18 protein-coding genes are annotated in these 19,821 nt (G+C 72.7%); 10 read left to right on the top strand and 8 right to left on the bottom strand.

From position 1 onward, the window contains the following. The gene (locus IC607_RS03515) at positions 1 to 1,053 is read right to left on the bottom strand and encodes a GNAT family N-acetyltransferase (protein ID WP_191785585.1); all 1,053 of its coding nucleotides are present in this window, start codon (positions 1,051 to 1,053) and stop codon (positions 1 to 3) included. Between the two features lie 87 nt (positions 1,054 to 1,140). On the opposite strand from IC607_RS03515, the gene IC607_RS03510 reads away from it, so the two are divergent. Further along, entirely contained in the window at positions 1,141 to 2,373 is a 1,233-nt protein-coding gene (locus IC607_RS03510; protein WP_191785584.1) for an Nramp family divalent metal transporter, read from the top strand. Between the two features lie 98 nt (positions 2,374 to 2,471). Here the strand turns inward: IC607_RS03510 and IC607_RS03505 are convergent, their stop codons facing one another. From IC607_RS03505 to IC607_RS17770, 5 genes are all read right to left on the bottom strand, one after another. Continuing rightward, positions 2,472 to 3,041, bottom strand: a complete 570-nt coding sequence (locus tag IC607_RS03505; RefSeq protein ID WP_191785583.1) for a hypothetical protein — start codon at positions 3,039 to 3,041, stop codon at positions 2,472 to 2,474. Between the two features lie 600 nt (positions 3,042 to 3,641). Next, the gene (locus IC607_RS03500; RefSeq protein WP_191785582.1) at positions 3,642 to 5,027 is read right to left on the bottom strand and encodes an RNA polymerase sigma factor; all 1,386 of its coding nucleotides are present in this window, start codon (positions 5,025 to 5,027) and stop codon (positions 3,642 to 3,644) included. Next, positions 5,024 to 5,326 carry a hypothetical protein gene (locus tag IC607_RS03495; protein WP_191785581.1) on the bottom strand — a complete coding sequence of 101 codons (303 nt, stop codon included), beginning with the start codon at positions 5,324 to 5,326 and terminating at the stop codon, positions 5,024 to 5,026. Before IC607_RS03495 ends, IC607_RS03500 begins: the two co-directional genes overlap by 4 nt. Then, positions 5,326 to 5,673, bottom strand: a complete 348-nt coding sequence (locus tag IC607_RS03490; protein WP_191785580.1) for a YciI family protein — start codon at positions 5,671 to 5,673, stop codon at positions 5,326 to 5,328. The genes IC607_RS03495 and IC607_RS03490 overlap by 1 nt, the downstream gene beginning before the upstream one ends. Positions 5,674 to 5,751: 78 nt before the next feature. Continuing rightward, entirely contained in the window at positions 5,752 to 7,455 is a 1,704-nt protein-coding gene (locus IC607_RS17770) for a SpoIIE family protein phosphatase (protein WP_191785579.1), read from the bottom strand. Positions 7,456 to 7,521: 66 nt separating this feature from the next. On the opposite strand from IC607_RS17770, the gene IC607_RS03480 reads away from it, so the two are divergent. Next, a complete protein-coding gene (locus IC607_RS03480) occupies positions 7,522 to 8,103 on the top strand; it encodes a class I SAM-dependent methyltransferase (RefSeq protein WP_370525981.1) in 582 nt (193 codons plus the stop codon). Positions 8,104 to 8,106: 3 nt separating this feature from the next. On the opposite strand, the gene IC607_RS03475 is transcribed toward IC607_RS03480, so the two are convergent. Next, positions 8,107 to 9,051: a diacylglycerol kinase family protein gene (locus IC607_RS03475; RefSeq protein WP_370525980.1), complete on the bottom strand. Its 945-nt coding sequence runs from the start codon at positions 9,049 to 9,051 to the stop codon at positions 8,107 to 8,109. A 380-nt stretch (positions 9,052 to 9,431) separates the two neighbouring features. On the opposite strand from IC607_RS03475, the gene IC607_RS03470 reads away from it, so the two are divergent. Beyond that, on the top strand, positions 9,432 to 12,569 hold the full coding sequence (locus IC607_RS03470; protein WP_225224480.1) for a cellulose binding domain-containing protein: 3,138 nt from the start codon (positions 9,432 to 9,434) through the stop codon (positions 12,567 to 12,569). 81 nt (positions 12,570 to 12,650) lie between these two features. On the opposite strand, the gene IC607_RS03465 is transcribed toward IC607_RS03470, so the two are convergent. Beyond that, a complete protein-coding gene (locus IC607_RS03465) occupies positions 12,651 to 14,825 on the bottom strand; it encodes an MMPL family transporter (protein ID WP_191785577.1) in 2,175 nt (724 codons plus the stop codon). A 184-nt stretch (positions 14,826 to 15,009) separates the two neighbouring features. Between IC607_RS03465 and IC607_RS03460 the strand changes: the two genes are divergently transcribed. From IC607_RS03460 to IC607_RS03430, 7 genes are all read left to right on the top strand, one after another. Further along, on the top strand, positions 15,010 to 15,306 hold the full coding sequence (locus IC607_RS03460; RefSeq protein WP_191785576.1) for a BrnT family toxin: 297 nt from the start codon (positions 15,010 to 15,012) through the stop codon (positions 15,304 to 15,306). 1 nt (position 15,307) lies between these two features. Next, positions 15,308 to 15,622 carry a hypothetical protein gene (locus IC607_RS03455; protein WP_191785575.1) on the top strand — a complete coding sequence of 105 codons (315 nt, stop codon included), beginning with the start codon at positions 15,308 to 15,310 and terminating at the stop codon, positions 15,620 to 15,622. A gap of 53 nt (positions 15,623 to 15,675) precedes the next feature. After that, complete coding sequence (locus IC607_RS03450) at positions 15,676 to 16,803, top strand: histidine kinase (protein WP_191785574.1); 1,128 nt, start codon at positions 15,676 to 15,678, stop codon at positions 16,801 to 16,803. Next, complete coding sequence (locus IC607_RS03445) at positions 16,800 to 17,453, top strand: response regulator transcription factor (RefSeq protein WP_191785573.1); 654 nt, start codon at positions 16,800 to 16,802, stop codon at positions 17,451 to 17,453. Before IC607_RS03450 ends, IC607_RS03445 begins: the two co-directional genes overlap by 4 nt. A 59-nt stretch (positions 17,454 to 17,512) precedes the next feature. After that, a complete protein-coding gene (locus IC607_RS03440) occupies positions 17,513 to 18,019 on the top strand; it encodes an RNA polymerase sigma factor (protein ID WP_191785572.1) in 507 nt (168 codons plus the stop codon). Next, a complete protein-coding gene (locus IC607_RS03435) occupies positions 18,019 to 19,065 on the top strand; it encodes a hypothetical protein (protein WP_191785571.1) in 1,047 nt (348 codons plus the stop codon). The genes IC607_RS03440 and IC607_RS03435 overlap by 1 nt, the downstream gene beginning before the upstream one ends. Before the next feature lie 114 nt (positions 19,066 to 19,179). Continuing rightward, positions 19,180 to 19,785, top strand: coding sequence for a hypothetical protein (locus tag IC607_RS03430; RefSeq protein WP_191785570.1), 606 nt, complete (start codon positions 19,180 to 19,182; stop codon positions 19,783 to 19,785). Positions 19,786 to 19,821: the final 36 nt, after the last annotated feature.

The following is a 19,821-nucleotide window of genomic DNA, read 5'->3' as shown; positions in this document are numbered from 1 at the left end:
TCAGGTCAGCGTCAGCTGCCACTCGCCCGAGCCGCCCGCCGGCCGGAAGCCGAGCTCGACGTTGATGGCCAGCATCGGCGAGTTCTCCTGGGCGTTCCAGGTGCCGACCCGGCGAGCCTCGGGGTGCTCGTCGGCGAGCCGGGCCAGGTTGGCGAGCTTCAGGAGCATCCCGAGGCGGCGGCCGCGGTGCTCGCGCAGCACCAGGGTGTCGTCCTGGTGCACGTAGAGCGGTGTGTGGGGCACCGTGAGGATCGACGTGTAGCCGACGAGGGTCGCGGACGGCACGTGCTCGACGACGGCGGTCAGGTAGCCGACACCTCGTCGGGCGTGCTCGTCATCACGGTCCTGGACGCGCTCGGCATCCCAGCGTTCCTCGGTCCAGTCCAGGCCGGCCGTCGGGACGTCGGTGCTCATGCGGGTGTGCAGGACGGCCATCTGGTCGAGCCACTGCGCCGGTGTCGCACCGGACCACGTGTGCACGCGGTAGTCGTCGCCCGCTTCGGCCTGCGCACGGGCGGTCCTGCCCGCAGCGTCGGCGACCTCCAGCGGCACGTCGAGGACCGAGTGCCGCTCCACCTGTTCGAGCCGGAAGCCGCGGCGCAGCGCGAAGCGGACTCCCGGCGCTGCCGTCGAGACCCGACCGGCACCCGTGGGCGGCGCGAGCGTGCCGGCTCCCTGCGGCTCGCTCGGGTGGTCGGTGGACGCCATCAGCACGGTGCGCCCAGCGCGGCGGGAACGCGCGACGAGCTCGTCGTACAGCGCGCTCCCGATCCCGCGTCCGCGAGCCGCCGGGACCGTGCCGACCTCGACGTAGGCGACGCGGGTGTTGTCGGCGCGGGGGAGCTCGAGGCCCGCATGACCGAGCGGCGAGCCGTCGTCGTCGAGCGCGACGAGTCGCGCCCGCTGCTGGTACCGCTGGTCCCGCCCGAACAGCTCGCGCTCCTCGCGACTGAAGTCGGCGCGCCCCCAGGTGTCGACCACGACCGCGTTCACCGCGTCGACGTACGCGGGGCGCAGATCGGCGCGGTCCCCGATGTCGTGCAGGGTCCACATGCTCGACACGGTGACTCCGCGGGCTGACTGGCGTCCAGCCGATATAAAGTTCGGATAACCGAAATCTGACTGAAGGACATCCGGAACATGGCGACCACCGCGGCGATCCGGCGTGCGCGACTGCGCGGCCCGTTGCTGCTCGGCCCTGCCTTCGTCGCGGCCATCGCCTACGTCGACCCCGGCAACGTCGCCGCCAACCTCACCGCCGGGTCGCGCTACGGGTACCTGCTGCTGTGGGTGCTGGTGGTTGCCAACGCGATGGCCGTGCTGGTGCAGTACCAGTCCGCCAAGCTGGGGCTTGTCACGGGGGAGTCGCTGCCCGGGGTGCTGGGTGCTCGGCTGGGGCGTCGGTCCAGGCTGGCGTTCTGGCTGCAGGCCGAGCTGGTGGCCGCGGCCACCGACATCGCCGAGGTGGTGGGCGGTGCGATCGCGCTGCAGCTGCTGTTCGGGGTGCCGCTGCCCGTCGGCGGCCTCATCGTCGGGGCCGTGTCGTTGGTGCTGCTGACGACGCAGAACCGGTACGGGCAGCGGCGGTTCGAGGCGGTCGTCGTCGGGATGCTGGCGGTCATCACGATCGGGTTCCTCGCGGGACTGCTGGTGGCGCCGCCGTCCGCCCGGGGGGTCCTGTCCGGGCTGGTGCCGCGGTTCGACGGCGCCGACTCCGTGCTGCTCGCGGCGTCGATGCTGGGGGCGACCGTGATGCCGCACGCCATCTACGTGCACTCGGCGCTCGCGCGTGACCGGCACGGCCGGGCGCCTGACGAGCCGTCGCTGCGCCGGCTGCTGCGTGCGACGCGGTGGGACGTCGGCATCGCGCTGGTCGTCGCGGGGCTGGTGAACATCGGCCTGCTGCTGCTCGCGGCGTCCGGCCTGCGCGGCGTGCCCGGCACCGACTCGATCGAGGGTGCGCACGCCGCGATCACATCGGCCCTCGGGCCGGTCGTCGGCGTCGCGTTCGCGGTCGGGCTGCTGGCGTCGGGGCTGGCGTCGACGTCCGTCGGCGCGTACGCCGGGGCGACGATCATGGCCGGGCTGCTGCACCGCCAGGTGCCGCTCGTCGTGCGCCGCGTGGTGACGCTGATCCCCGCCGTCGTGCTGCTGGCGCTCGGCGCCGACCCCACGTGGACGCTCGTCGTCAGCCAGGTGGTGCTGTCGTTCGGCATCCCGTTCGCGGTGATCCCGCTGGTGGCGCTGACGCGCTCGCGGTCGGTGATGGGCGACGCGCGCACCGGCCCGCGCCTGCACGCCACGCTGGTCGTGGTGGTGACGCTCGTCGTCGCCCTGAACCTCACCCTCCTGGCCCTCCTCCTCACCACCTGACCACGTGCCACGCCGGTCGCGCCTTCGTCGACTCGCGGGTTCCTCGTCGACTCGCGCGTTTGAACCCGCGTATCGACGAGGAACCCGCGACTCGTGCGTCACGCCGCCAACTCCGGCCGTCGGCGGAGGTTCCTGGTCACGGTGGCGGGGAGCAGCGGCACGACTCGGGCCACCGCCGAGCCCATGTCCTGGTGCGTGACTCGCAGCACCCGGCGACCGGTCTCGACAACAGCGTCGTGCCGACGCTTCTCCGCCACCAGGTCCTCCCGCGTGACGTACTTGTCGCGGCCGTCGTACTCGAGGAGAACGCGCCACCCGTCCCAGCCGAGATCTCCCCAGACGGTCCCTACCCGGGTGCTGACGGGGATCTGCGTGGTCGGGACCGGGAGCCCCGCCCGGAGCAGCTGGTACCGGGTCGCCGACTCGCCGGGCGACTCGGCGCCGTCGTCGGCTAGCGAGAGCAGCGCAGCAGCCCGGATGTAGCCGTTGGTGCGACCGCGGAGCTGGATGGCTCGTAGCACGTCGTCGGCCGGAACCTTGCGATGCAGCGCAGCGTCAGCCACGACAAGTCCTTCCAACGGCGGCAGCGTGGCGAGACAGTCGGCGACCGTGCGGGCGAGTGAGGTGACCGGCAGACCGTTGACGCAGGTCAGCTCGTCGTCGCTCATCGGTCCGGTGTGGATGCGTAACGAGGCAGGTCGGCCACCGCCGGCGCGATGCGGTGAGAGGAGATGGGTCGCCCGCGGCGCCGTCCACAGCGGCAGCCCCCACAGCAGGGCGGCGGTCTGATGTGAGAACCAGCGGTCCGACGACGCGGCGGTGTGCACGCCGATCGCGCGCGCGAGTGCCAAGTCGCGGCGCCGTTCGTAGGGGTCGGCCGTCGTCGACGCGTCGAGCAACACCCCGCGACCGGCTCGTTCCCAGGTGCCCGAGCGCACACGTGCGGCGACCGTCGTCGGCGGCCAGTCGCGGGCGAGCCAGACGGTCGGGAGAGTCGCCGGGACGATCTCGGCGCGTGCACCAGGTCTGCGTGGCATGGGCCGAGCACATCACCGTTGTGCGGCCGCCTGGGGCGCTCGCGCTCGACTGTGGACGAGGTGTGGCGCTCGTGGGGGCTGTGGTCGGCTCGAGCGTCGGTAGACGAGTCGCGGGCTGTTCGTCGGGTCGCGGGTTACAACCCGCGATTCGACATGGAACCCGCGAGTCGAGGACCGCGGCGAGCCGGTGCTGGGCGAGGTGGCGCGGGATGGGCGGCGGCGAGTGGCAGGTCAGGGGGTGAGGGAGGCCAGGCGGGTGGTCAGGTGGGTGCGTTCGGCGTCGTTGGTGACCAGTGCCAGGGCCCGGTGGTACTCGGCCGCCGCCGCGGCCGGGTCGCCGGCGCGGGTGAGCAGCTCCGCGCGGACGGCGGGCAGGCGGTGGTGGCGCGGCAGTGCGTCGTCCAGCCCGACGAGCAGGTCGAGACCTGCCTGCGGACCCGCGTCCTCGGCGGTCGCCACCGCCCGCGCCAGGCGCACGACGGGCGAGCCGGTCACCGCCTCCAGCTCCTCGTAGAGCCGGCAGATGGCCGTCCAGTCGGTCGCCGCAGCCGTCGCCGCGGTGGCGTGCTCGGCCGCTATCAGCGCCTGCAGCCGGTACTCCTGCGCGAGTGCGGACACGGCCGGGTCGCCGGTGCCGTCCGACGGGTCGCGGGTTTCTCGTCGGACCGCGGGCTGCGACGCGCGACCCGGCGAGGAACCCGCGAGTCGAGCGGAGAGCGCGCTGGCGGAGGACGGTTCGGCGGCGGGGCGGCCGGGTGAGGGAGGGGGGCTCAGCAGGGTCAGGGCCTCGGCGATCTCCTGGGCGTGCCACAGGGTGCGGTCCTGGTCCGGGAGCAGGATCAGCTCGCCGTCCGGGGTCAGACGGGCGTCGCGGCGCGAGTGCTGCAGGAGCATCAGCGCCAGCAGCGGACGCAGCACGGCCCGCGCCGGCAGCAGCAGGTCGAGCTGCCGGACCAGCCGGATCGCCTCGTCGCCCAGGTCGACGCGCAGCGTCACCGGACCCGCGCCGGGCTGGTAGGCGGAGGTGAACATCAGGTACAGCACGGGTGCGACCACGTCGAGCCGCGAGTCCAGCTGCTCCGCCGGCGGCACGGCGAACGGGATGCCTGACGAGGCGAGCCGCTTCTTGGCGCGCGTCAGCCGGGCCGCCATGGCGGTGTCCTGGACGAGCATCAGCCGAGCGATCTCCGCGGTCGTGAGGCCGACGACGAAGCGCAGGGTCAGCGCGACGCGGTCGTCGACGGCCAGCGCGGGGTGGGCGCAGGAGAAGATCAGCCGCAGCTGCTCGTCGGCGACGTGCGCACCGTCGTCGAGCGAGTCCGCGGCGGCCGCAGCCGCGCGCATCTCGTCGTCGACCACCATGAGCGGCTCCTTGCGACGGTGGACCGCCTCCGTGCGCAGCCGGTCCAGGACACGGCGGCGGGCCGCGGTCAGCAGCCACGCGCCGGGATTGGTGGGGACGCCCGACGACGGCCAGTGCCGGGCGGCGGACTCGAACGCGTCGCCGACGGCGTCCTCGGCCAGGTCAGGGCGCTGGTACTGACCGATCAGCAGGCCGACGAGGCGGCTCCAGCTGGTCCGCCAGGCGAGCGCCAGGGCGGCGTCGACGTCCGTCATCGCGCCTCCGCGGGCCGGATCTCCACGACGCCCGGCAGCCCGCGCACCAGGTCGACGACGGCGTCGAGGTCACGCGCGTCCAGCACGCACACTGACGACAGGCGCGGGTCCGTGCCCGGCCACGCACCGGGCGTCAGCACCCCGTCGCGCACGGTCGTCGCGGCGGACGACGGCGAGAGGGCGGCCCAGAGCGCTGACGACGCCCGTGCGCCGGCCCCCGGCGCGGGCTCCTCGGGCGGTGCGGTGGACGTCGCGGGCCTCTCGTCGACCTCGTCGTACCCCAGCACGACGAACCGCATCAGTCGTCCACCGCCGGCCGCAGCTCGGCCGTCCCGGTGCTCAGCAGCGTCCCCACGAGGGACGCGAGACCCCGCACGTCGGACGTCGACACGACGTAGTACCCGCCGAGCTGTTCCACCGTCTCCGCGTACGGCCCGTCGCTCACCACGGTCGCTCCGTCGACGCGGCGGACCAGCAGCGACGTCGCGGCACGCTGCAGCTCGAGGCCGCCGACGATCTCGTGCCCGTCGCGCGCGCACGCGGCCGCGAAGGCATCGTGGTCGGCGTATGCCTGCGCCCGCTCGTCGGGCGACGCGGCCGCCCATGCCGTCTCGTCCTCGTGCAGCAGCACCAGGTATCGCGCCATCGTCGCCTCCTCCGAGACACCCACTGTGCCTCCTCGTCCGGATGACGCGCGAGGGTCGGCCGATTCGACCGCGTGCCGTCAGTCGTCGATCCGCAACGTCAGGACGACGACGTCGTCGCGCCGCTCGCCCGTGCTGCCGAGCGCGTCGACGACGGCCTGCGCGCTCAGGTCCGTCAGCGAGCCCACCTGTGCCGCGGCGTTCGCGATGCTCGTCGCCATGGACGTGTCCCGACGCTCCAGGAGCCCGTCGGTGTACATCACCACGGTGTCGCCGGGGGACAGCAGCACCGAGTGGTCGTGCCGCTCGCGGTCGGGGATGAACCCCAGTGCCAGGTCGGGGCGGGCGTCGAGCAAGGTGGTCCCGCCGCCCGCACGGTGCACGAACGCCGGGGGGTGGCCCGCCGACGCCCAGGTCAGGCGACGGACACCGGACTCCGTCGGTGGTTCGAGCCGGGCCAGGAGGGCCGTGCCGGTCGCGTCCAGACCGGTGCCGACGTCCACCTGGTCGAGCAGCTCGAGGATCAGCGACGGCGGCTTGTCGTGCTCCCAGAGCAGGGTGCGGAGCATCGAGCGCAGCTGCCCCATGTGGGTCGCGGCCACCATGTCGTGGCCGGTGACGTCTCCGACGACCACCGCGAACCCGCCGTCGGCGAGCTCCATGGCGTCGTACCAGTCGCCGCCCACCTGCTCGCTCACGTCGGCCGGGAGATAGACCGCGTCGAGCGTGACGCCGGCCGGTGCCGGCAGATCCGAGAGCATCGCGGACTGCAGCGTGTGCGCCACGTCGGCGCGGCGGGCGAGCAGCTGGGCGCGCTCGAACGCCGTGGACGCGTCGGTCGCGAGGGTGAGCAGCAGGTCACGCAGGTCGTCGTCGATGGTGAGCGGCTCGTGCCACCGCAGCAGGACCCCGCCGAGCACGGCGGTCGAGGTCAGGAGCGGCAGGAACACGGCGGCACCGGGACCGCCCACGCCCGTGACGCTGGGGAAGGCGACGCTCATCGCCTCGGCGTCCTCGAAGAACAGGGGCCTTCCCGACACGACGACGCTGACGGCCGGGGACTCCATGCGTGTCAGCGGCTCGTCATCCCAGATCGCGTCGGGCGAGCCGGGAACCTCGGCGTGCCGGATCCAGGAGAGCGTCCCTCGCTCCGCGTGCACGATGGCGACCGAGGACCGGGCGGCACCGGCGACGTCGCGCGCCGTGCGCTGCATCGCGTCGAGGACGTCGTCGGGCGTCTGGGTCCGGGTGAACGCCTCGGACAGCTCGAGCAGGACCTGGACGTGCGTGGAGCGGCGGTCGGCCGTCTGGAGGGCGGACCGCGCGAGGGCGGCCGCCTCCCGCAGCCGCACCTCCGACCCGCAGGCCAGCGCCAGGTCCTCCAGGACCGCCAGCTGCTCGGCGCTCCAGGCCCGCGGCTTGTCGTCGATCGCGCACAGCGAGCCCACCGCGTGCCCGTCGAGGTCACGCAGCGGGTACCCCGCGTAGGCGATGACGTCGAGGTCGGTGATCGCGAGGTTGTCGCGCAGGAAGTCGACCTCGCGCGCGTCGCTGACCACCAGGGGTCGGTCCTGCGCGACGACGTGCTGGCAGAACGAGTGCGACAGGGGCGTGCCACGCCGCGACTGCCACGGCTCGGGCAGGCCGCGGGCGCCCGGCAGGCGCTGCCCGTCCGGCCCGACGAAGCTCACGAGCGCGACCGGGACACCCAGGTAGGACTGGACCAGGCGCGCGAAGCGCTCGTACGCCGGGTCGGACGGCGTCGTCGGTCCGAGGTCGCTCACCTGGGCATGATGCCACCTGGGTCCGACACGACGACAGGCGTGGGCCCGATCTGGGAGGGTTCAGGCGTGCCCCAGCGATGGAACCACAACACGCACTACCACCGGCTCGTCCTGGACGCGGTCCCGCGCGGCGCGACGAGCGCGCTGGACATCGGGTGCGGCGAGGGCGTCCTGGCCCGCGAGCTGGCCGAGCACGTCGACCGCGTCGTCGGCATCGACCTCGACCAGCCGTCCATCGACCTGGCCCGCGCCGCTGGTGGCGGAGTCGACTACGTCCTCGGCGACGCGCTCACGTACCCGCTCGACAGCGCCGACGTGGTCGCGTCCGTCGCGACGCTCCACCACGTCGACGCCCGCGTGGGCCTGCGACGGTTCGCGGAGCTCGTGCGCCCGGGCGGACGCCTGGTCGTCGTCGGGCTCGCCCGGATCGACGGGCTGCGCGACGCGCCGCGCGAGCTGGCCGCCGCGACGGTGAACGCCGTGCAGACGCGCCGACGGGGCTACTGGGAGCACTCGGCGCCGACGGTGTGGCCGCCCCCGGAGACCTACGGGAGCATGCGCGCGATCGTCGCCGACGAGCTGCCGGGCGCACGGTTCCGCCGGCACCTGTACTGGCGCTGGTCGCTGGTGTGGGAGCGCCCGGCCTGAGGTTCAGGCCTTCTCGGGCGTGTCGGGCTGCGGCACGCAGACCCACAGAGCCGACGGCCGCACGGTGACCTCGAGGACGCGGCCGGGCTCGATGACGTCGCCGTCGAGCTGGCGGGGGTGCTCGGTGTCGGCACGGACCACGATGTGCGAGCCGCGCAGATACTCGAGGCGGGGCAGGCGCTTGCGGCGGCGGATCACGGCGCCCAGGATCTGCAGCCAGTGGCCGAGGTTGCGTGGCGCGACGATGGCGACGTCGAGCTGGCCGCTGTCCGGCTCCGCGTCGGGCAGCACGTCGAGCCCACCCTGGAGCCGGCCGACGTTCCCGACGAGCACCGTGCGCACGTGCCGACGCAGCGGCGGTGCGCCGTCGACGACGACCTCGACGTGCATCTCCTTGTCGAACGCGTGCCGCAGCGCGGAGAAGACGTAGGCGACGGGGCCGAGCGCGTTCTTGATCGCCGTCGGGGCGTCGTCCATCATCGCCGCGTCGAGCCCCATCCCGGCCATGACGGCGAACGACTGCCCGTCCACGTCGCCCACGTCGACGGCGCGGCGGCCCCGGGCGAGCGCGACGTCGACGCCGTCCATCGCGTCGGTCGGGAGCTCGAGGTTGCCGGCGAGAAGGTTGCCCGTCCCGCCGGGCAGGACCGCGAGGGCCGCGTCGGTTCCCGCGAGGCCCTCGATGGCCGAGCGGACCGTCCCGTCGCCGCCGCAGACGAACACCACGTCGACGCCTTCTGCGACCGCCTGCTCGGCCTGGCCGCGGCCCGGGTCGTCGGCCGTCGTCTCGAGCCACAGCGGCTCGGGCCAGCCGGCTCCGGCCAGGCGCTCGGTGATGTCGGCGCGGAGCTGGTCGGTGCCGTCGACGCGGTTGGGGTTGACGATCACCGCCGAGCGCAGGGGCTCGTCGCCGAGGCGCTGGACAGAGGCGGGTGCGGGTGAGGTCACGGTGGTGAGTATCGCGGCGATGAGCGACCCCCGCGCGCCGAGACGACGCCACGTCGCGTCGGGCGGCGAGACGGGCGACGGGAGGCGGACCACGAGCGTCTGATCGCGGACGGACGGAGCCGGGCGCGGTACCTGCTAAACCTTTAGGCCCGCGTTGTCCGTTGCATCCCGGTAAGCGTCATCCTACGATCGGGAAACCGGTTACCGAGAGTCGGTCCCTCCGCCTCGAGGCCGGTGCGCGCACGAGCGCCACGTCGGCGGCCCGCACCCCTGCGGGCCCGCTGCGACGGCAATGCCACACACCCTCAACCGGCGGACGGTCCGCCGCTGCGTGCGCGCGCAGTCACACCCCGCATTCAGTGACGAAGGTGAGGCAAGTGATGAGACGAGCAGTCGCAGCGCGACTGACCGCGGTCGGGTCCACGGTGGCCCTGGCAACAGCGATCGGCCTGACGGCCGTGGCGACGACGACGGCCCAGGCGGCCACGAACGTCGCGAACGGCTACGCATCCCAGAACGGCGGGACCTCCGGCGGGTCCGGCGGCGCGGTGGTCCAGGCGAGCACGGGCACGGCTATCCACACCGCCCTGTGCAACCGGGCCAGCTCCAGCACGCCGATCATCATCCAGGTGACGGGCACGATCACCGTCGACAACACCAAGAAGGTGTCGGGCTCGAGCTGCAACACGGCGGACGGGGTGATCGAGCTCAAGCAGATCAGCAACGTCACGCTGCTCGGCGTCGGCACCGCGGTCTTCGACCAGGTCGGCATCCACATCCGCGAGTCCAGCAACATCATCATCCAGAACGTCAACGTCAAGAACGTCAAGAAGTCGGGCTCGCCCACCTCCAACGGCGGCGACGCGATCGGCATGGAGACGAACGTCCACAACGTCTGGGTCGACCACGTGGCCCTCGAGGCGTCGGGCGGCGAGGACGAGGGCTACGACGCCCTGTTCGACATGAAGGCGAGCACGAAGTACGTGACGCTGTCCTACAGCGTCCTCAAGAACTCCGGTCGCGGCGGCCTCATCGGGTCCAGCGACAGCGACTCGGACAACGGCTTCGTCACGTTCCACCACAACCTGTACCAGGACATCGACTCCCGCACGCCGCTGCTGCGCGCGGGCACGGCCCACATGTACGACAACCACTACCTGCGCCTGGCCAAGTCGGGGATCAACCCCCGCAACGGCGGCAAGGCCAAGGTGGAGAACAACTACTTCCAGGACTCCCAGGACCCGCTGGGCACGTTCTACACCGACCTGGCCGGCACGTGGCAGGTGGCCGGGAACATCTTCGACAACGTCACGTGGACCGCCAAGGACTCGGAGAACAACCCGGCCGGGCCGAACGTCACGTCGACGACGTCGATCTCCGTGCCCTACGCCTACACGTTGGACGCGGCGAGCTGCGTGCCGAACCTGCTCGCGTCGACCGCAGGCGTCGGCAAGGGCCTGAAGGTCTCCGACGGGTCCTGCTCGCCGTCGACGCCGACGACGAGCCCGACGACGCCGACCACCAACCCGACGACGCCGACGACGTCGCCGACCACCAACCCGACCAGCAGCCCGACCACCACGCCGACGGGCACCAACCTCAGCATCGGCGCCGGCGCCGACGGCTCGAGCAAGGCCACCGGCACGAGCTACGGCAACGTCGTCGACGGGAACACGTCGACCTACTGGTCGCCGAGCGGCAGCACCGGCACGATCTCGGTGAAGTGGTCGTCGGCGCAGACGATCTCCTCCGTGGTGATCGTCGAGTCCCCGGGGGCCACCGGTCGCATCGGCTCGTGGCAGATCCTCAACGGTGACACCGGTGCCGTCCTGAAGTCCGGCAGCGGCGCGGGGGCCGTCTCGTTCTCGTCGACCTCGTTGAAGAAGGTCACCCTGAGCATCACCTCGGCCAGCGGTACGCCCCAGGTCGCGGAGCTGCAGACCTACGCGGGATCGACGACGACGTCGCCGACGACCTCGCCGACCACCAGCCCGACGACGACACCGACGACGAGCCCGACCACCACGCCGCAGCCCTCGTCGGGCACGATCTACGTCGCCCCGACGGGCACGGCGAGCGCGGCGGGCACGCTGTCCGCACCCACCACGCTGGCGTCCGCGATCAGCCGGGTCACCCCGGGCGGGGAGATCTTCCTGCGCGGCGGCACGTACAACCTCTCGTCGACCATCCTGATCACGGCCGACGGCCTGTCGAGCGACCGGACGTTGCTCTCGGCGTACCCGGGCGAGAAGCCGGTGCTCGACTTCTCCGCGCAGAGCGAGGACCCGGCCGCGCGCGGCCTCTCGCTCAACGCCGACTACTGGCGGATCTACGGCATCACGGTCCATCACGCCGGTGACAACGGCATCTCGATCGGCGGCAGCAACAACATCGTCGAGCGCACCGTCGTGGCCTACAACCGCGACTCGGGCCTGCAGATCTCCCGCGCCGCGTCCGACACCCCGAAGGCCGACTGGCCGTCGAACAACCTGATCGTCACGTCCGAGTCGCACGACAACGCGGACTCCGACGGTGAGGACGCCGACGGCTTCGCGGCCAAGCTGACCGTGGGTCCCGGCAACGTGTTCCGCGACACCGTCTCGCACAACAACATCGACGACGGCTGGGACCTGTACACGAAGACCGACACCGGGGCCATCAGCCCGGTGACGATCCAGCACTCGCTGTCCTTCGGCAACGGCACCCTGAGCAACGGCGGCCAGGCCGGCGCCGGTGACCGCAACGGGTTCAAGCTCGGCGGCGAGGACATCAAGGTCAACCACGTGGTGACGAACAGCTACGCCGTCAACAACGGCCACCACGGGTTCACCTACAACAGCAACCCGGGCTCGATGACGATCTCGAACAACGTGAGCGTCGGGAACGCGGAGCGGAACTTCAGCTTCGACGCCGGCACGTCGGTGTTCAGCGGCAACGTGTCCTGCAACAGCGGCGCCAACGACCGCATCGTCGGCACCGACAAGGGCAACAACTCCTGGTGGTCGGGCAGCAACGCCTCGGCGTGCAGCAAGTACACCGGTGCGCTGGCCTGGTCGTTCAACGCCGACGGCACGCTCAAGGTCACGTTCGGCGGGGTGAACCCGGAGCCGACGACGAACCCGTCGCCGACCGCGTCGCCCAGCCCGACGAGCACGCCGTCGAGCAGCCCGTCGTCCAACCCGACCACGCCGACGACGACGCCCACGACCACGCCCTCGACGGGCGCCTGCACCGCGACGCTCGCGGTCACGGGCACCTGGCCCGGCGGGTACCAGGCGTCGGTGACGGTGAAGGCCGGCTCGTCGGCCCTCACGTCCTGGAAGACGTCGCTGACGCTCACGAGCGCGGCGGCCGTCACCGGCTGGTCCGGGACGTTCGCGCAGTCGGGCAGCGTCCTGACGGTGACCAACGCGGGCTACAACGGGGCGCTCGCCGCGGGTGCGAGCACCTCCTACGGCTGGACGGGCTCGGGATCCGCACCCAGCTCGTCCACGCAGGTCAGCTGCTCCGCAGGCTGATCTGATCCGAGCGAGCGGGGTCCGGGGCCGTGGTGACCCGGGCCCCGCTCGTGCTTCGTCGGGCCCTCGCCGCACGGGCGCTCAGACGGCGACCGGTACGCGCACCTCGTCGGCCGCGGGCTCGACTTCCACGCGCGGCAGCACGCGGTCCAGCCACCCCGGCAGCCACCAGTTGGCGCGGCCCAGCAGCGTCATGGTCGCGGGCACCAGCACCATCCGTACGAGGGTCGCGTCGAGCAGGATCGCGGTGGCCAGCCCGACGCCGAACATCTTGGTGGCCGCGTCCGCCCCCAGGACGAACGACGCGAACACGCAGACCATGATCGCCGCGGCGCACGTGATGACGCGGCCGGTCCGGGCGACGCCCCGCACCACGGCCTCGGTGTCCATGCCCTCCTCCCGCACGCGCGAGAGCAGGAACACCTCGTAGTCCATGGAGAGCCCGAACAGGATCGCGAACATGAACATGGGGATGAAGGACACGATCGGCACGGTCTCCTGCAGCCCGATCAGCGACCCGCCCCAGCCCCACTGGAACACCATCACCATGACGCCGTAGGACGCCCCGATGCTCAGCAGGTTGAGCAGCACCGCCTTGAGCGGCACCAGCACGGAGCGAAACACGAGCATGAGCAGCACGAACGACATGGCCAGCACGGCGCCGACGAACCACGGCAGCCGGTCGTTGACGCGCTGCCCGACGTCGGCGAAGTTGGCGGCCTGGCCGCCCAGGTGCGCGACGGCGGGCGTGCCGGCCAGGGCTGCCGACATGACGTCGTCGCGCAGTCGGGTCGCGGTCTGCGCGGTCGCCTCGTCCTGTGGGCCGGTCGTGGCGTAGGCGACGACGATGCCCAGGTCGTCGCGCACGATGGCGGGTTCGACCCCGGCCAGGCCGGGGTCGTCGGCCATGGCGTCCGTCAGCCAGGTCAGGGCGTCGGGGTCCCCGTTCAGCTCGACGGCGACGACCATCGGGCCGTTGTGCCCGGGGCCGAACCCGTCCGCGACCAGGTCGTACGCCTGGCGCTGCGTGGCGGTGGGGGGCAGGGCGCCGTCGTCGGGGATGCCCACGCGCAGCGCGACGACGGGAGCGGCGAGCGCGACCAGCAGAGCCGTGACGCCCAGCGCGTACGCGCGCGGGTGGCGGCCCACGTGCCGGGTCCAGCGCTCCCAACCGGGGCTGGTGTGCTCGACGGCTCGTCGGCCCGCGACCCTGCGTCCGGCCACAGCCAGCAGCGCGGGCAGCAGCGTCACGGATGCCGTCACCATGAGCAGCACGACGAGCGCGATCGCGGCCCCGCCGATCGTCATGAACGGCACCTGCGCGACGGCGAGCCCCAGGATCGAGACGACGACGATGCCCCCGGCGAAGACGACGGGTCGCCCGGCGACGGCGAGCGATCGCGCGACGGCGTCGTCGACCTTCATGCCGCGGGCCAGGTACTCGCGGTGGCGTGTGACGACGAAAAGCGCGTAGTCGATCCCCACGCCGAGCCCCACCATCGCGCCCAGCACGGGCGCGTAGCTGGGGATGACGAGCACGTTGGCGGCCAGCTCCATCGCGCCGACCCCGACCGCCAGCCCCAGTACCGCCATGCCGATGGGCAGCGCGGCCGCAACGAACGAGCCGAACGCCAGCAGCAGGATCACGGCCGCCGCGACGATGCCCACGAGCTCGCCCACGTTCGCGGGCTGCTGCTCGTACGCGAAGAACAGGTCGCCGCCCATCTCGACCCGCAGCGCCGCGTCGCGCGGTACGGCCTTGAGGTCGTCGAGGTCGGCCGCGGACAGCTCCTCGAGCGGCGGGTACTGGACCCGAACCAGCGCGACGCGACCGTCGGGGGAGAGGCTCGACCCGGCGACGCCGTGCGCGTCGGTCACGCCTGGGGCCGTCGCGGGATTGCCGTCCAGCTCGCCCGCGGGGTCGGTGGTGCCCAGCACGTGCGGCAGCGCGGCGACGTCGGCCTGCAGCTCGTCGAGCGCCGCGCTCGCGGCCTCGTCGTCGGTGAACGGGCGCCCGCTCGTCGGCGTCGCCACCACCTGCGCGGTCACGCCGTCCTGCCCCGAGCCGGCAGCGGCGATCAGGTCGTTGGCCTTCTGAGAGTCCAGTCCGGGCACGGTGAACTGGTCCTGCAGACGGGCGCCGAACGACCCGGCGGCCGCGGTGACCAGGACCGCGAGGGTCACCCACGCGCCGATCACCCACCACCGTCGTCGGGCGGCGCCGCGGCCGAGGCGGGACAGGGTCGAGGACAGCATCGGAACCTCCGGTGGAACGGACGAGAGGGGTGCTCGCTGATCGTCCCGACGGTGCCCACCTGGTGACCTCGGCTCTGCAGCCACTTCGCTCTCGGACATTCGGCTGACCCCGGGGTCAGCCGGATGTGGATGACCACCGACGGTGGGTCCCGGACATCGGTGAGATGTGATGGGAGGTGGTGACGTGCGTGACGAATCGCGTTACGGTGGCCAGACGTGGGTGATCACGTGGACGGAGCGATCCGAGGACTACATCGCCCGGCACGGCGTGCTGCCGGAAGAGGTCGAGGATGCGGTCTACACCCGCCCACGGTGGCTGGCACGGGGGAGAGAGGGGACGACGCTGGTGTACGCGCAGACGTCTTCCGGTCGGTACCTGCCGATCGTCGTCGCTCCTGCGCCGGACGGCGGTTGGAACGTCGTGACTGCCCGCGATCTCACACCGAGCGAGCGGCGGTCGTTCCGCCGGAAGGGGCAGTGACGTGAAGAGGAGCGAGGACCTGGACCGCCTGGCCGCCCACTACGACGGCGTCGACACGTCGGAAGATCTGCGGGGCGCGGTGCTCGACACCGCGACCGTCGACGAACCGATGGTGGGGATCACGCTCCGGCTTCCAGCATCCACGTTGGCTGCCGCGCGTACCCAGGCTCGGTTCGAGGGGGTCAAGGTGACCGCGCTGCTGCGTCGGTGGGTGGAGCAGCGACTCGCGGAGGGTACGACGGACGACCAGGTGATCTCGGTCGGCGACCTGAAGCGACTGATCGCTCGCTCGGCGCACGACCGGCGGGCCGGCTGAGACCGGCCTTTCGGTCGATCCGCACGGGCTCGGCGATCCCTACGCTGGGCGTCGTGATCCCGGCAGCAGTGCGACGAGCGTGGGCGCAGCCACGCGCCCCCCACGCCCCCGTGCGCGTGTGGCGTGACTGGGTGCTGTCCGGCGCGGTCGTCGTCGGCACCGTGCTGGAGACGACGCTGCGCGACGACGTCGTGTGGCCCGTCGTCGCGTGCGCGCTGGCCCTGCTCCTCGCGGTCGCTCTGATGTGGCGGCGCACGCATCCGCTGGCGGCCGTCGCGGGCACGTTCGGCGCGGTCGTCGCGGTCACGGTCGCCTCGACGATCGCCGGCGCGGGGTCCGTGGGGCTGGGCACGATGGTGTTCGTCCTGGTGCTCGGCTACGCGCTGTACCGGTGGGGGTCGGGGCGCGAGGTCGTGCTGGGCACCGCAGTGATCCTCGTCGCGTACGGCGCCGGCATCGCCCAGGACTACTCGAACCTGGCGGAGGCGGGCTTCGCGTTCGTGTTCGCCTGCACACCGCTCGTGATCGGTCTGACGGTGCGGCTGCGCGCCACCGCGCTCGAGCAGCGCATCGACCAGGTCCGCGCGGTGGAGCGCGAGCAGCTGGCGCGCGAGCTGCACGACACCGTCGCGCACCACGTCTCGGCGATGGTCGTGCGGGCTCAGGCCGGTCGGGTGGTCGCCGCGGTGCGGCCCGACGCGGCGGCGGAGGCGCTGGCCGTCATCGAGGCGGAGGGTGCGCGGACGCTCGCGGAGATGCGCGTGCTGGTGGGAGCGCTGCGCGGGACCGACGACGCCGAGCTGGCTCCCGCCCGCGGCGTCGCCGACGTCGCGGCGCTCGCGGGGTTCGACCGGCGCGTCGTCGTGCGCTGCGAGGGCGACCTGGACGACGTCGGCACCGCCGTGGGCGGCGCGCTGTACCGGATCGCGCAGGAGTCGATCACCAACGCCGTCCGGCACGCGCGCGGCGCGACGCGGATCGTCGTCGTGCTGTCCGGGCGGCGTGCGGACGTGCGGTGCACGGTGTCCGACGACGGCGTCGGCGGACCCGCCGGCGCGGGCTTCGGGATCGTCGGGATGACGGAACGCGCGACGATCCTGGGTGGCACGCTGACCGCAGGTCCGTCGCCGACCGGCGGCTGGGTGGTCGACGCGGTGCTGCCGCGAGGGGAGCGGGCATGATCCGGGTGCTGGTGGCCGACGACCAGGAGATCGTGCGCACGGGTCTGCGGATGATCCTCGACGCGCAGCCGGGCATCGAGGTCGTCGCCGAGGCCACGGACGGGGCCACCGCCGTGCGGCTGGCGCGCGACCTGCGGCCCGACGTCTGCCTGCTGGACATCCGCATGCCGACGATGGACGGCCTCGAGGCCACGCGCCTGCTGGCCGGCCCCGGCGTCGCCGACCCGCTGGCCGTCGTCGTCATCACCACCTTCGACCTCGACGAGTACGTCCACGGTGCCCTGCGCGCCGGCGCCCGCGGCTTCCTGCTCAAGGACGCCGGCCCCGAGCTGCTGACCCAGGCCGTGCACGCCGCCGCCGACGGCGAGGCGCTGATCGCCCCTGCCGTGACGGTCCGCCTGCTCTCCGCGTTCGCCGACGCGCGCCCCGCCGGGCCGCCCCGCCAGCCGCTGGACCCGCTGACCGCCCGCGAGGAGGACGTCCTCGCCGAGGTGGCCCGCGGCCTGACGAACGTCGAGATCGCCGAGCAGCTCTACATCAGCCTGTCCACCGTCAAGACCCACCTGGCCAGCCTCATGGCCAAGCTCGGCGCCCGGAACCGCGTCGAGATGGCGATGTGGGCGTACGAGACGGGCCGCGTCCGCGGATGAGGTCGGGACTCGCTCGTCGAGCATGTCAACGCTGACGGCGCCTCGAGGCTTGACGAGGTATGAGACGAACGAGCCGCGAGCCCCCAGGGCTCGACTTCGACGACTGGTACCGGCGGGAGTTCCCGCGCGTGCGGCAGGCGATGACGATGGTCACCGGCGACCCGGGAGTGGGCGAGGAGGCCGCGGCCGAAGCGTTCGCCCTGGCCGTCGTCCACTGGGGCCGGGTGTCCCGGATGGACTCGCCCGGAGGCTGGGTCTATGCGACCGCGCTGAACCAGGTGCGCCGAGGGTGGCGGCGCGCCGCGCTCGAGCAGCGTCACCGCGACCGCTCGGTCGAGGCCCTGGTCGCACCACCTGAGCCACCGGACACCGCGCTGTGGCGTGCGGTCGCCGGGCTCTCCCCTCGAGCGCGCACGGCCGTCGCCCTCCGTTACGTCGCCGACATGTCCGAGGACGAGGTCGCCGCCGCCATGAACGTCTCCCGCGGGACGGTCGCGACCACGTTGTCGCGCGCCCGCAAGTCCCTCGCCCAGGTGCTCGAACCCGCAATGAACGGGGAGTTCTGATGTCCACCGACCTTCTTGCCGAGCTGCGCGTCGTCGACGACACCGGTGTCGTCCCGCTCGCGTCCATCCACCGCCGCGCCCAGACCATCCGGCGTCGTCGTCGCGCCGGGGCCGCCCTGGCCGTCGGGGCGGTGGCGGCCGTGCTCGTCGTCGGCGGGGCGAGCCTCCCGCTCGGCTCCCCAGCAGGACCTCCCCGGGCCCAGGCAGGCACCAATGCGTGCACCACCGGCTACGGGTTCGGGTGGACCGATCGATCGCGCTGGGACGCCGTCCCGCACGCGGACGCCCTGGCCAGCGTCATCCCGCCGACGAAGGGGCTCGCGCCGATACGCGGCGTCGGGATCAGCGAGGAACGTCTGGACTGCCTTCCTGCTGTCCCCGCGGCTGTGCTGTACGCGACGCAGCCCGCGCTGCGCGGCATCTCGTTGTGGGTCGACGCCGACAACCCGTACGAGGGAGACCCCGGCATCGAGGCCACGACCGTGCGTGGTGTCGCTGCACGTTCCCTCGCGCTCTCCGACGGTGAGCAGGTGCTGAGCTGGAGCGAGCCCGATCACCACCGGTGGTACGTCGAGGCGAGCGGCCTGACTGCCACCGAGCTCGCCACGGCGCTCGACGCTCTCGACCTGAGCGGCGGCTTGGTCCGGTCGGCATCAGTCCCGGCGGCGTGGTCCGCTGCAGAGCTGCCTACGCCTCCCACAAGCCGGCGCACGCAGACGTGGACTGTGCAGTACGGGCCTGCGGACGCCGCGTGGAACCGCGATCGCGTGCAGCTGACCGTCCAGTCGGCCTCCACGTCACCGGCGCAGGCCGCCTCGTCGAGTGCCGCTCTGACGACGCTCACCGACGTCGACGGTCGTCTGGCCGCATACACGGCCAACGGCATGCTCCGTTGGAACGCCGACGGGATCGCCTACACGCTCGTCGGCTCCGGCGGTCTCGACCGCCTGCGGACGCTCGCCGAGCGGGTCGAGCACGTCGGCCTGGACGACCCGCTGGTCACCCACGCGAAGGATCTCGCGGACGTGGCGGACATCGGCGGTTAGTGGTGCGGCGGGGAGGTGAGCGCACCGTGCGCAGTCTCCCCGCCCCACCGTCCGTCGGACAGCAGCGGCACTGCGCCGTTGCGGCGAGACGACGTGACCCGCCAGGCTGGCTGGATGGACTCCGAGATGAGCGTGATCACGGGTGATGACTCGTCCGACGAGGTCCGTCAGTGGTGGCACCCGCCGGACAACGAGGTGCCGGCCGTGCTCGATCCCCAGGTGCTGGCGGCGACGGCGGACGCGGCGGTGACCCTCGCCCCGGTCCGGGTCTTCAGCACGGGCGTCGAGCTCACGGTCGAGTGCCGTCGTCGCGTGCCACTGCACGGCGACCCGACCGCGCGCGCCTTCATCCGGCAGCAGGTCTTCGTCGGTGTGGAGCTCGCCGACGGCCGGCGGGTCGTCGCCGAGCGGCTGCGCCCGCCCAGCGAGGACTACTCCCTGCGTCAGCGCAGCGGCGGGAGCGACGACCTGTGCGCGACGTTCGTGTACTGGCTCTCGCCCACGCCGCCGCCCGGCGACCTGGTCGTCGTCGTGCACGCCGTCGACCTGGACCTGCCCGAGGCGCGCGTGACGCTGGCCGCCGCCGACCTGGCAGCGGCACGCGACCGCGTCGTCGAGCTGTGGCCCTGGGCGCCTCCGCCCGCCTTCGACTACCCCTCTGACCCGGAGCCGGAAGCGCCCGCCGGTGGCTGGTTCGCCGAGGTCGAGCCTTCGGCGTGAGCTCGAGCCCTACAACCCTCGAGCTCACGCCGAACG

This window comes from Cellulomonas sp. JH27-2 (assembly GCF_014837175.1).
Classification (GTDB): domain Bacteria; phylum Actinomycetota; class Actinomycetes; order Actinomycetales; family Cellulomonadaceae; genus Cellulomonas.
Note: the sequence above shows the minus strand (reverse complement) of the source record. Positions and strands in the feature narration are given on the sequence as shown.

What these genes read in the sequence shown, in the direction of transcription:
- IC607_RS03515 (WP_191785585.1), bottom strand. Translation starts at nt 1,053, where the DNA reads ATGTGGACCCTGCACGACATCGGGGACCGCGCCGATCTGCGCCCCGCG.
- IC607_RS03510 (WP_191785584.1), top strand. Translation starts at nt 1,141, where the DNA reads ATGGCGACCACCGCGGCGATCCGGCGTGCGCGACTGCGCGGCCCGTTG.
- IC607_RS03505 (WP_191785583.1), bottom strand. Translation starts at nt 3,041, where the DNA reads ATGAGCGACGACGAGCTGACCTGCGTCAACGGTCTGCCGGTCACCTCA.
- IC607_RS03500 (WP_191785582.1), bottom strand. Translation starts at nt 5,027, where the DNA reads ATGACGGACGTCGACGCCGCCCTGGCGCTCGCCTGGCGGACCAGCTGG.
- IC607_RS03495 (WP_191785581.1), bottom strand. Translation starts at nt 5,326, where the DNA reads ATGCGGTTCGTCGTGCTGGGGTACGACGAGGTCGACGAGAGGCCCGCG.
- IC607_RS03490 (WP_191785580.1), bottom strand. Translation starts at nt 5,673, where the DNA reads ATGGCGCGATACCTGGTGCTGCTGCACGAGGACGAGACGGCATGGGCG.
- IC607_RS03470 (WP_225224480.1), top strand. Translation starts at nt 9,432, where the DNA reads ATGAGACGAGCAGTCGCAGCGCGACTGACCGCGGTCGGGTCCACGGTG.
- IC607_RS03465 (WP_191785577.1), bottom strand. Translation starts at nt 14,825, where the DNA reads ATGCTGTCCTCGACCCTGTCCCGCCTCGGCCGCGGCGCCGCCCGACGA.
- IC607_RS03445 (WP_191785573.1), top strand. Translation starts at nt 16,800, where the DNA reads ATGATCCGGGTGCTGGTGGCCGACGACCAGGAGATCGTGCGCACGGGT.
- IC607_RS03440 (WP_191785572.1), top strand. Translation starts at nt 17,513, where the DNA reads ATGAGACGAACGAGCCGCGAGCCCCCAGGGCTCGACTTCGACGACTGG.
- IC607_RS03435 (WP_191785571.1), top strand. Translation starts at nt 18,019, where the DNA reads ATGTCCACCGACCTTCTTGCCGAGCTGCGCGTCGTCGACGACACCGGT.
- IC607_RS03430 (WP_191785570.1), top strand. Translation starts at nt 19,180, where the DNA reads ATGGACTCCGAGATGAGCGTGATCACGGGTGATGACTCGTCCGACGAG.